The organism is Streptomyces sp. NPDC090994 (genome assembly GCF_044768905.1).
Classification (GTDB): Bacteria; Actinomycetota; Actinomycetes; order Streptomycetales; family Streptomycetaceae; genus Streptomyces.
The window spans coordinates 1-9,265 of record NZ_JBIVWS010000035.1 but is presented as its reverse complement, the minus strand read 5'-3'; the positions used below and the strand labels follow the sequence as shown (position 1 = coordinate 9,265).

8 protein-coding genes and 1 pseudogene are annotated in these 9,265 nt (G+C 72.9%); 2 read left to right on the top strand and 7 right to left on the bottom strand.

Features of this window, described 5'->3' with window-relative positions; genetic code table 11:
• From ACIQR3_RS36055 to ACIQR3_RS36040, 4 genes and pseudogenes are all read right to left on the bottom strand, one after another.
• Positions 1-933 (bottom strand): annotated as a pseudogene (locus tag ACIQR3_RS36055) (hypothetical protein); the annotation flags it as partial.
• The gene (locus ACIQR3_RS36050) at positions 915-1,709 is read right to left on the bottom strand and encodes an ABC transporter ATP-binding protein (RefSeq protein WP_403545508.1); all 795 of its coding nucleotides are present in this window, start codon (positions 1,707-1,709) and stop codon (positions 915-917) included. The pseudogene ACIQR3_RS36055 and the gene ACIQR3_RS36050, both read right to left, overlap by 19 nt.
• A 190-nt stretch (positions 1,710-1,899) precedes the next feature.
• A complete protein-coding gene (locus tag ACIQR3_RS36045) occupies positions 1,900-3,273 on the bottom strand; it encodes an aspartate aminotransferase family protein (protein WP_403545506.1) in 1,374 nt (457 codons plus the stop codon).
• Between the two features lie 2 nt (positions 3,274-3,275).
• Positions 3,276-3,791, bottom strand: coding sequence for an Lrp/AsnC family transcriptional regulator (locus ACIQR3_RS36040; RefSeq protein WP_215164511.1), 516 nt, complete (start codon positions 3,789-3,791; stop codon positions 3,276-3,278).
• Positions 3,792-3,957: 166 nt separating this feature from the next.
• On the opposite strand from ACIQR3_RS36040, the gene ACIQR3_RS36035 reads away from it, so the two are divergent.
• On the top strand, positions 3,958-5,397 hold the full coding sequence (locus tag ACIQR3_RS36035; protein WP_403545504.1) for a gamma-aminobutyraldehyde dehydrogenase: 1,440 nt from the start codon (positions 3,958-3,960) through the stop codon (positions 5,395-5,397).
• A gap of 108 nt (positions 5,398-5,505) precedes the next feature.
• Here ACIQR3_RS36035 and ACIQR3_RS36030 read toward each other — a convergent pair whose 3' ends face one another.
• The 3 genes from ACIQR3_RS36030 to ACIQR3_RS36020 all read right to left on the bottom strand — a co-directional run bounded on the left by ACIQR3_RS36030 (position 5,506) and on the right by ACIQR3_RS36020 (position 7,999).
• Positions 5,506-5,871, bottom strand: a complete 366-nt coding sequence (locus ACIQR3_RS36030; protein ID WP_403545502.1) for a hypothetical protein — start codon at positions 5,869-5,871, stop codon at positions 5,506-5,508.
• A gap of 153 nt (positions 5,872-6,024) precedes the next feature.
• Positions 6,025-6,741: a glycerophosphodiester phosphodiesterase gene (locus tag ACIQR3_RS36025; protein WP_403545500.1), complete on the bottom strand. Its 717-nt coding sequence runs from the start codon at positions 6,739-6,741 to the stop codon at positions 6,025-6,027.
• A gap of 31 nt (positions 6,742-6,772) precedes the next feature.
• Positions 6,773-7,999 (bottom strand): adenosine deaminase, encoded by a 1,227-nt coding sequence (locus ACIQR3_RS36020; RefSeq protein WP_403545498.1) that lies wholly within the window; start codon positions 7,997-7,999, stop codon positions 6,773-6,775.
• A gap of 23 nt (positions 8,000-8,022) precedes the next feature.
• Here ACIQR3_RS36020 and ACIQR3_RS36015 point away from each other — a divergent pair, with 23 nt between their 5' ends.
• A complete protein-coding gene (locus ACIQR3_RS36015) occupies positions 8,023-8,877 on the top strand; it encodes a DUF4190 domain-containing protein (RefSeq protein WP_403545496.1) in 855 nt (284 codons plus the stop codon).
• Positions 8,878-9,265: the final 388 nt, after the last annotated feature.

Here is a 9,265-nt window from a genome sequence, read left to right as displayed (position 1 = left end):
GGTCTGCGTGCCGGCTGCCGCGCCGTGGCCTGCGGCGGTCTGCGTATGGGCTGCCGGGCCGGTGGCTGTGACGGGGTGCGCGGTGCCTGCTGGGCCGCTGTGCGTGGCGGCCGGGGTGGGGCCCGCCGGGGCGCTGTCCGTGACGGCCGGTACGGGGTCCGCCGGGGCGTGGCCCGCCGCGGTCAGGACGCCTCCCGGTGGCGTCGGGGTGCCTGCCGTCCCGCCGGCGGTGGCGTCCGTCGTGGCCGGGGCGAGCGCGGAGCGTCCGGTACCCGTGCTCGCCGGGACGGCAGCCGCGGGCGCCGTCGCCCGGCGGGCGCCGAAGCGGCCGTACGCCCCGAAGGTCTCCCGCGCCGCCAGGCCGTACGCCCCGAAGCGGCCGTACCGCCGCCCCGCGCCGCCCGCCGGGGCGGACCCGGGTGTCTCACGCGGGCGCAGGGCCACGGCCACCGCCGCCGACGCCGCCACGGGCACCAGCGCCAGCAGGGTCAGGACCGCCGGGATCGGCAGGGTCAGGCCCACCGCGCAGGTGTCGGCGAGGGCGCCGGTGACGGGCCGGCCCGCCAGGTCGCCGCGCAGCCGGAGGAAGACGAGCAGCGCCACGACCGAGCCGAGGACGCAGGACGAGGCCGTGGTGGCCGCCGAGGCGGCCATCAGCCGGCCCGGTCCCAGGCCGACCGCCGACAGCCCGGTACGGGGCCGGGTGCCGGGGTCGGTACGGGCCACCGCGACCGCGAGGTACACCGTGGCGGCGAGCGGCGCCGCGCACCAGGCCAGCCGGAGGGCGGAGTCGCCGACGGTGTCCGGGTGGGTCAGCGCGTGGCCGAGGGAGCACAGCAGCAGGAAGCCGGTGCCCGCCGACGCGACCGCCACCAGCAGCCGGCGCAGCCGCACGGCGAGGCCCGCGGCGCGGGTCAGACGGAGAGCGAGCACGCCGCCCGGCCTTCCGTTCCGGTGCCGCCGGCGGCCGCCGCGCTCTCCGCGGCGTCGGTGACCGGGGGCAGGTGCAGGGTCGTGACCCGGCGTCCGTCCAGCAGGGTCACCGTGCGGTCGGCGAGGGCGGCGCCCTGCGGACCGTGGGCGGCGAGGACGACCGTGACGCCGTGCGAGCGGGCCGCCGTGGTCAGGGTGCGCAGCACCTGGGCGCTCTCGGCGCGGTGCAGCGGGGCGGTCGGCTCGTCGGCGAACAGCACCGAGGGGACGACGGCGAGCGCGCGGGCCACGCAGACCCGCTGCCGTTCCGACTGCCGCAGTTCGTGCGGCCGCAGCCGCGCCTTCCCGTCGACGTCGAGGCGTTCCAGCCACTCCAGGGCGGCCTGCCGGGCCCGGCGCCGGCCGGTGCCGCGCAGCATCAGGGGGAGGGCGGCGTTCTCCCAGGCGTTCAGCTCGGGTACGAGCACCGGGGCCGGGTCGATCCAGCCGAACCGGTCGCGGCGCAGCCGCTCACGGGCGAGCGGGCCCAGGGTGTGCACCGCGACGCCGTCGAACCACACCTCGCCGCGCTGCGGCCGGTCCAGTCCGGCGAGGCACCGCAGCAGTGACGTCTTGCCGCTGCCGCGCGGGCCGCGGACGGCGAGGACCTCGCCCTTGCGGACGCCGAGGGAGACGCCCTGGAGCGCGGGGGAGCCGTCGTGGTGCTCAAAGTGCAGGGCGCTTGCCCGGATCACGTCGTTGTTCGGCTTGTCCGGCTTGTCCGGCGGGGCCACCATCGGCGTACACCTCGTTCTGATCCGTTTCCCCGCCGTCCGTCCCCCTTCCGGGCGAACGGGGGCGGGGCCCATCGGTCAGTGGCACGCTAGGGACTCCCCGGAGCCGCCGCGGACAGCACACAGCCCCGGGCCGCCGTTTCTCACTCGAACGGTCGGCGCCGGGGCTGCGGATGATCATGACGTCAGATGGTCACAGCTTGGTCCATGCCTCCGTCAGCGTCGCGCGCAGGATCTGCTCGATCTCGTCGAACGTCTCCTGGTTCGAGATCAGCGGCGGGGCGAGCTGGACGACCGGGTCGCCGCGGTCGTCGGCCCGGCAGTACAGGCCGTTGTCGAAGAGCGCCTTGGAGAGGAAGCCGTACAGGACCCGCTCGGTCTCCTCCTCGTTGAACGACTCCTTGGTGTTCTTGTCCTTCACCAGCTCGATGCCGTAGAAGAAGCCGTTGCCGCGGACGTCGCCGACGATCGGCAGGTCGAGGAGCTTCTCCAGGGTGGCGCGGAAGGCGCCCTCGTTGTCCAGCACGTGCTGGTTGAGGCCCTCGCGCTCGAACAGGTCGAGGTTGGCGAGGCCGACGGCGGCGGAGACCGGGTGGCCGCCGAAGGTGTAGCCGTGCAGGAAGGTGTTGTCGCCCCGGTAGAACGGCTCGGCCAGCCGGTCCGAGACGATGCACGCGCCGATCGGGGAGTAGCCCGAGGTCATGCCCTTGGCGCAGGTGATCATGTCCGGGACGTAACCGAACTTGTCACAGGCGAACGTCGTGCCCAGCCGGCCGAAGGCGCAGATGACCTCGTCCGAGACGAGCAGCACGTCGTACTGGTCGCAGATCTCGCGCACCCGCTGGAAGTAGCCGGGCGGAGGCGGGAAGCAGCCGCCCGCGTTCTGCACCGGCTCCAGGAAGACCGCGGCGACCGTGTCCGGGCCCTCGAAGAGGATCTGCTGCTCGATCTGGTCGGCGGCCCAGCGGCCGAACGCCTCCGGGTCGTCGCCGTGGAGCGGGGCGCGGTAGATGTTGGTGTTCGGCACCTTGTGCGCGCCCGGCACGAGGGGCTCGAAGGGGGCCTTCAGGGCGGGCAGGCCGGTGATGGACAGGGCGCCCTGCGGGGTGCCGTGGTAGGCCACGGCCCGCGATATCACCTTGTACTTGGTCGGCTTGCCGGTCAGCTTGAAGTACTGCTTGGCCAGCTTCCAGGCGGTTTCCACCGCCTCGCCGCCGCCGGTGGTGAAGAAGACCTTGTTCAGGTCGCCGGGGGCCTCGTGCGCCAGGCGCTCGGCCAGCTCGACGGCCTTGGGGTGGGCGTAGGACCACACCGGGAAGAAGGCCAGCTCCTGCGCCTGCTTCATGGCGGTCTCCGCCAGCTCCTGACGGCCGTGCCCGGCCTGGACCACGAACAGGCCGGCGAGGCCGTCGAGGTAGCGCTTGCCCCGGTCGTCGTAGATGTGGGTGCCCTCGCCACGGACGATGGTGGGGACGGGCGCGTTCTCGTACGACGACATGCGGGTGAAGTGCATCCACAGGTGGTCGTACGCGGCCTTGCTGAGGTCCTTGGGGCTGTCGGTGCTCACGGTTATCGGGTTCCCCACATGTAGGTCTGCTTCTTGAGCTTGAGGTAGACGAAGCTCTCGGTGGAGCGCACGCCGGGGACGGCCCGGATGCGTTGGTTGATGACCTCCAGGAGGTGGTCGTCGTCCTCGCAGACGATCTCCACCATCAGGTCGAAGGAGCCGGCGGTCATCACGACGTACTCGCACTCGGACATCGCGGCCAGCGCGTCGGCGACCGACTCCACGTCGCCCTCCACGTTGACGCCGACCATCGCCTGGCGGCGGAAACCCACGGTGAGCGGGTCCGTGACGGCGACGATCTGCATCACGCCCTGGTCGAGCAGCTTCTGCACGCGCTGGCGCACGGCCGCCTCGGACAGGCCGACGGCCTTGCCGATGGCGGCGTACGGCCGGCGGCCGTCCTCCTGGAGCTGCTCGATGATCGCGAGGGAGACGGCGTCCAGCTGGGGACTGCCGTGCCGGGACTCGCGGGAGCCCCTCTGGTCTGCGCTTCGACTGGCCACGGCTTCACTGTGCACGACGTCTCGTCGGTTCCGCAAGGCCGAACCGATGAAATCCGTTGTTCATGAGCTTTCGTGGTGCGGATTTCGCAACGCGCGGGGGAGTGGGGGTGTTGAAAACGTCGGCGCTCCGATTAGTGTGGGTGTCTCAGCCATGGGACATCCACGACTTGGAGGGCCGGCAGTGAGCACCGAGCTGCGTCGTCTGCGCAATTTCATCGACGGTGAGTTCCGGGACGCCGCCGACGGACGGACCACCGAGGTGGTCAACCCCGCCACGGGCGAGGCGTACGCGACCGCGCCGCTGTCCGGGCAGGCGGACGTGGACGCGGCCATGGCGGCCGCCGCGGCGGCCTTCCCGGCGTGGCGGGACACCACCCCGGCCGAGCGGCAGAAGGCCCTCCTCAAGATCGCGGACGCGTTCGAGGAGCGGGCCGAGGAACTGATCGCGGCGGAGGTGGAGAACACGGGCAAGCCCATCGGGCTGACCCGCACCGAGGAGATCCCGCCGATGGTCGACCAGATCCGCTTCTTCGCGGGCGCGGCGCGGATGCTGGAGGGGCGCGGCGCCGGCGAGTACATGGAGGGACTGACCTCCTTCGTGCGCCGGGAGCCGATCGGGGTCTGCGCGCAGGTCGCGCCGTGGAACTACCCGATGATGATGGCCGTCTGGAAGTTCGCCCCGGCGCTGGCCGCGGGCAACACGGTCGTCCTGAAGCCCTCCGACACCACGCCGGCCTCCACCGTGCTGATCGCCGAGATCATCGGCTCGGTGCTGCCCAAGGGCGTCTTCAACGTCATCTGCGGCGACCGCGACACCGGCCGGCTGATGGTCGAGCACCCCACCCCGGCGATGGCCTCCATCACCGGGTCCGTACGGGCCGGCATGTCGGTCGCCGAGTCGGCGTCCCGGGACCTGAAGCGGGTCCACCTGGAGCTGGGCGGCAAGGCGCCGGTCGTCGTCTTCGAGGACACCGACATCCCCAAGGCCGTCGAGGACATCTCCACGGCGGGCTTCTTCAACGCCGGGCAGGACTGCACGGCGGCGACACGGGTGCTGGTGCACGAGTCGATCCACGACGAGTTCGTGAGCGCGCTGGCGAAGGCCGCGGCCGAGACCAAGACCGGGCAGCCGGACGACGAGGATGTGCTGTACGGGCCGCTCAACAACCCCAACCAGCTCAAGCAGGTCGCCGGGTTCATCGAGCGGCTGCCCGCGCACGCCCGGGTCGAGGCCGGCGGACACCGGGTCGGTGAGAAGGGGTACTTCTACGCGCCGACCGTCGTCTCCGGGCTGAAGCAGGACGACGAGATCGTGCAGCACGAGGTCTTCGGGCCGGTCATCACGGTGCAGGCGTTCCGCGACGAGGAACAGGCCGTGGAGTGGGCCAACGGCGTGGAGTACGCGCTCGCCTCCTCGGTGTGGACCAAGGACCACGGGCGGGCGATGCGGATGTCCCGGCGGCTGGACTTCGGGTGCGTGTGGATCAACACGCACATCCCGCTGGTGGCGGAGATGCCGCACGGCGGGTTCAAGAAGTCCGGGTACGGCAAGGACCTGTCGGCCTACGGGTTCGACGACTACACGCGGATCAAGCACGTGATGACGTCGCTGGAGGTGTGACAGGCGCCCCCTGACGGCCCGGGCGGAACCGGAACCGTCACGGGGCGGTCGTACCGGTCGTCACCGGATCCGCACCGCCCTCCGGCCCGCGCGGCCGGAGGGCGGTGCTCAGTTGAAGACCAGGACGTCGGTGCGCATCGCCAGCGGGCTGTCCCAGCCGATGCTGATCTTGAACGTCACCACTCCGTTGCCGGGCGCGATGCTCGACACCTGGAAGGGCGCTGCGCCGACGAACCGGTTCCCGTTGCCGTCGATCTCGGAGGCGGTGATGACGACCGTCGAGTCGGTCCCGATGACGTTCCAGGGGAGCTGGAGATTGTGCGTCCCGTTCCCCGGACTCCATGTCCACCACGCTCGCCAGATGGCGCCGACGTTGCCGCCGATCGCCGTGGTGACGCCCTGGTCCCGGTCGGCGGCCTGCGAGCTGCTCTCGATCTGCGGTGCCTGCGATGTGGATGACTCTGCTGCGGCCATGACGGCTCCTCTCGCACCGGAGAAGCCCTCATGACCTCCCCGAATACGTCGAGTGTCCAGCCGTGTTCACAAGGTAACAATCACTCGGGCGAGTGAACCTCCGGCGTGTCACCCGCACAAGCCGGCCCCAGCCGGACGGCATGAGATATGCGCTCACGCCCCGCGCGTCCCGCTGGGCACCTGCCCGCGCAGGGCACACAGCACGTCGACCCGATTGGTGGTGACCGAGTCGACGCCGAGCCCGATCAGCCGGCGCATGGCACGGCGGGTGTCCGGCGTCCAGACGGAGAGCAGGTAGCCGTCCCGGTGGACGCGCTCGGCCAGCGCCCGGTCCACCAGCGTCCAGCGGTAGTTGAGCCAGCGCGGCCGGACGGCGTCCAGCAGCGCGGGCCGGGGCGGCGCCAGCGTCGTCCAGGTCAGCGCGATCTCGGCGGCCGGGTCGGCCGCGCGCACGGCGAGCATGGCGGCGGCCCCGGCGCAGTAGTACACCCGGTCGCCCGCGCCGCACTCGCGCACCACGTCCACGATCCGCCGGACCGCCCGTTCCCCGGGCGTGCCGGGCAGATCCACCAGCACCCGGTGGCCGTCGGCCGCCGCGAGGGCCTCGGCCAGCGTCGGCACCCGCCCGTCCGTCAGCTCCCGCACCTCACCGGCCGAGAGCGCGGACAGCGGCCGGTCCCGCTCCCACAACCGCGTCAGCGTCTCGTCGTGCAGCAGCACGGGCACACCGTCCCGGGTCAGCCGTACGTCGATCTCCACCGCGTCCGCGCCGCGGCGCAGCGCCGAGCGCAGCGAACCGACCGTGTTCTCGCGCGAGCGGTAGGGATCGCCGCGGTGCGCCACGGCGGCCGGGGTGGACACGTCGGTCATGGCAGCGGATCTCCGGTGGGGCGTGACGGGGTCAGGACGTGCGGAGCCAGGCTGCCGTGTAGGAGTCGATCTCCTCCCCGAGCCGGGACTTGCCCGCCGCGTCGAGGAAGGAGACGTCCACCGCGTTCTTCGCCAGCCCGGCGAGCCCGCGCTCGTCCAGGTCGAGCAGGCGGGCGGCGACGGCGTACTCGTTGTTCAGGTCGGTGCCGAACATCGGCGGGTCGTCGGAGTTGACCGTCACCAGCACCCCGGCGCGCGTGAACTCCTTGATCGGGTGCTCGTCCAGGGTGCGCACCGCGCGGGTGGCGATGTTCGACGTCGGGCACACCTCCAGCGGGATCCGGTGCTCGGCGAGGTGCGCGAGCAGCTTCGGGTCCTGCGCCGAACTGGTGCCGTGCCCGATCCGCTCGGCGCGCAGGTACGTCAGCGCGTCCCAGACCGTCTCCGGCCCCGTGGTCTCCCCGGCGTGCGGCACCGAGCGCAGCCCGGCGGCGATGGCCTGGTCGAAGTACGGCTTGAACTGCGGCCGGGGCACACCGATCTCCGGCCCGCCGAGCCCGAAGGACACCAGCCCCTCCGGCCGGATCCGGTCGTCGGTGGCCAGCCGGGTCGTCACTTCGGCGGCCTCCAGACCGGCCTCGCCCGGAATGTCGAAGCACCAGCGCAGTACGGTCCCGAACTCGGCCTCGGCCGCCTTGCGGGCGTCCTCGATCGCGTCCATGAAGCCGCGCTCGTCGATACCGCGCCGGACGGAGGAGAAGGGGGTGAGGGTCAGCTCGGCGTACCGGACCTGCTGCCGGGCCAGTTCGCGGGCCACCTCGTACGTCAGCAGCCGGACGTCCTCCGGGGTGCGGATGAGGTCGACCACCGACAGATAGACCTTGATGAAGTGGGCGAAGTCCGTGAACGTGAAGTACTCGGCCAACGCCTCGGGGTCGGCGGGGACCTGCGAGTCGCGGTGCCGGGCGGCGAGTTCGGCGACGATCCGGGGAGAGGCGGAGCCGACGTGGTGGACGTGCAGCTCGGCCTTGGGCAGGCCGGCGATGAAGGCACGCAGATCGCGCGGGACACCGGGGGTGACGAGGTGCTCGGTCTGCCCGGTGCGCTCGGTGTGCTCGGTCAAGGGGTTCCTCCCCGGAACGGGGCGTCCGGCGGCGGGTGGGTGCCCGGCGGGACGCGGGTGATCGGCTGATCGTGACTCGCGATCATCGTAGGCCGGGAGCCCGCCGGGACGGTACGCGCCGTAGCATGACGGCACGTTCGAACAGAGGGGACCCGCGCATGTCCGACGACGCGCAGACGCCGGAAGCCGACGCGCACGGACCGACAGCGCCGCCCGGTGCGGGGCGAAGAGACACGGCCGGCGCGGTGGCCGGGGCCGGGCAGGCGCCGGCGGACCGGCCCGACGGCGGCAAGGTGTGGCCGCCGCCGGTCAACGACTCCCCGGACGCGTCCGGCGGCTCCGGCCCGCCCGCCCCGGTGCCGGGCGACCCGACGCCGTGGCCGGCCCCGTCCGCCCCCGAGTCGGACCACCAGACGGTCACGTCCATACCCACCCTGGGCGACCAGCCCGCCGAGGCGGCCCCGGCACCGCCGCCCCAGCCGTGGGCGACCCCGTCCGGCACGGGCGCGGCGCCCGCGTCTTCTTCTCCGTCGCCGGACGCGGCCAACCCCTTCGCGGCGCCCACGTCCACCCCGCCGCACGGCCAGACCCGTCCTCCCGTCGTCCCCCCGCCCCCGATCGCCCCCGACGGGCCGGGCCAGGCCCCCTACGGCTACCCCGGCGCCTACGGATATCCGGGCCCTGGTCCCGGTTTCGGTCCCGGTCCCGGTTACGGCGGCGGTCCGCAGCCGCAGGGCTACTACGGCTGGCAGGGCCTGGGTCCGATGCCGCCGAGGAACGGGATGGGCACGGCCGGTCTCGTCCTCGGGATCATCGCGGCCGTGGGCTTCTGCATGTGGCCGATCGCCATCCTGCTGGGCGTCCTGGGCGTGATCTTCGGCGTGGTCGGGCGGGCGAAGGCACGCAAGGGCGAGGCCACCAACTCCGGCCAGGCGCTGGCCGGCATCATCTGCGGGGCGTTCGGTATCGCGCTGGGGGTCGGGTTCGCGGTCCTCATCTTCACCAGCGCGTAGGCCTGCCGGCGGGGGCCGGGGGAGAACTGGGCCGGGCTGTTCGGTGTACGGCGTGGTGGTGGCCGCGGGGGTGGGTGGCGCAACCCGGCGCCGGCGGGGTGCCGCCGCGCCCACCCTCCCCCACTCTCGGCTTCGCTCGAGCGGGGGGACCCCCATCGCCCCTGGGGGTACCTCCCAGGCCGTTCAGGCACTGGGGGAGGCACGATTGCCCGCGGATCACGCGGCCTGCGCGGCTCGCGCCGCCCGCGGTCGGGCGGGGTACGGACCCGCACCCGCGTACGGCGGGAAGGGGACGGGGTGGGGGGTGTCCGCCCGCAGCGGTTGGCGCGTCGACACGCTTCACCCCCGTAAGTGACCGATTCCGCGCCGTTCCGAGGACGGACACCCC

What these genes read in the sequence shown, in the direction of transcription:
- ACIQR3_RS36050 (WP_403545508.1), bottom strand. Translation starts at nt 1,709, where the DNA reads ATGGTGGCCCCGCCGGACAAGCCGGACAAGCCGAACAACGACGTGATC.
- ACIQR3_RS36030 (WP_403545502.1), bottom strand. Translation starts at nt 5,871, where the DNA reads ATGGCCGCAGCAGAGTCATCCACATCGCAGGCACCGCAGATCGAGAGC.
- ACIQR3_RS36025 (WP_403545500.1), bottom strand. Translation starts at nt 6,741, where the DNA reads ATGACCGACGTGTCCACCCCGGCCGCCGTGGCGCACCGCGGCGATCCC.
- ACIQR3_RS36015 (WP_403545496.1), top strand. Translation starts at nt 8,023, where the DNA reads ATGTCCGACGACGCGCAGACGCCGGAAGCCGACGCGCACGGACCGACA.